We start from the raw sequence: 1,101 nt of genomic DNA, 5'->3' as shown, positions 1-1,101 counted from the left end.
AGGAACGTCTCTCGCTCGCGTTCGTCCGTCCGGGTCGCGTAAAGCATCCCGATACCGAAGTCGAACCCGTCGAGGACAACGTACATCCCCAACGCGAACAGCACGGCGCCGAACCAGATCTCCGGCAGGGACTCGACGAGGTACGCGTCGACGGGCAACAGCGTGTCAGTCATCGCTACTCACCCACAGAATCGGGCCGTGCCAGCGGCCACCACTCGACTCTCGAACGCCGAGTGACCGGAGCTCCTCCCGGACCAGCCACTTCAGGATGTACAGCGCAGTCAGCATCAGCCCGAGGTAAAGCACGACAAACGCAACCAGAGTCAGTGTCGCCTCGGCCCCGGTGAGCGTCGATGACACCGCCTCGCTCGTCTTGAGCTCGCCCTGGATGACCCACGGCTGCCGGCCGATCTCGGTGACGTACCAGCCGGTGAGCAACGCAGCGTAGCCGAACGGTGATGCAGCGATCATCGCCTTCAGGTAGCGTGTGCTGTCGGCCAACCGGCCTCGGTACATGAGGAACCCGCCCCAGAGCGCGAGCCCGATGAACAGGAACCCGAGCCCGACCATGAAACGGAACGACCAGAACACGAGTGCTACGGGGGGGTTCTCCTCGTACTCGTTCAGTCCGATGACCTCGGCGTCAAAGTCCCCGCCACTGGCGAGGAACGACCCGACCGCGGGGAGGCTTACGGTGACGAGATTCTCGGCGCGCGGATCGGTGAGTGCCTCAGGTGACTTCGGAAACGCGAGCAGGTGTAGATCGGCCTGCCCCGTCTCGTAGTGTGCCTCCATCGCGGCAAACTTCTGTGGCTGGGTGTCCTCAACGTGGCGGCCGTAGGCGTCGCCGTGGATCGCCTGGAATGGTGCGGAGGCGATCAGGAGTACGACAGCCAACTTGAGTGCGGTGTTCCAGGCTTCAGCATCGGGCTTTTTCCAGACGATGTACGCCGAGACGCCTGCGACCAGCAGTGCGACCGAGATCACCGACGCGTTCATCATATGGACGTACATCCAGGGCATTCTCGGGGTGAAGAACGCGGCGAACGGGTCGGTTAGTTTGGCGATTTCCATCCCGTTGCGGGTGACCATCTCGTAGCC

General features: G+C 63.0%; 2 protein-coding genes. Both read right to left on the bottom strand.

Annotated elements, in window-relative coordinates:
* Positions 1 to 173 (bottom strand): cytochrome d ubiquinol oxidase subunit II (locus D3D01_RS22500; protein WP_199725600.1); only part of this gene is annotated, 173 nt, incomplete at its 3' end.
* On the bottom strand, positions 166 to 1,101 hold a 936-nt coding region (locus D3D01_RS22495), incomplete at its 5' end, for a cytochrome ubiquinol oxidase subunit I (protein WP_147439983.1). The genes D3D01_RS22495 and D3D01_RS22500, both read right to left, overlap by 8 nt.

The sequence above is a fragment of the Haloarcula sp. Atlit-7R genome, assembly GCF_003666065.1.
GTDB classification, from domain to species: Archaea; Halobacteriota; Halobacteria; order Halobacteriales; family Haloarculaceae; genus Haloarcula; species Haloarcula taiwanensis.
This window is presented reverse-complemented; position numbering and strand designations above follow the sequence as displayed.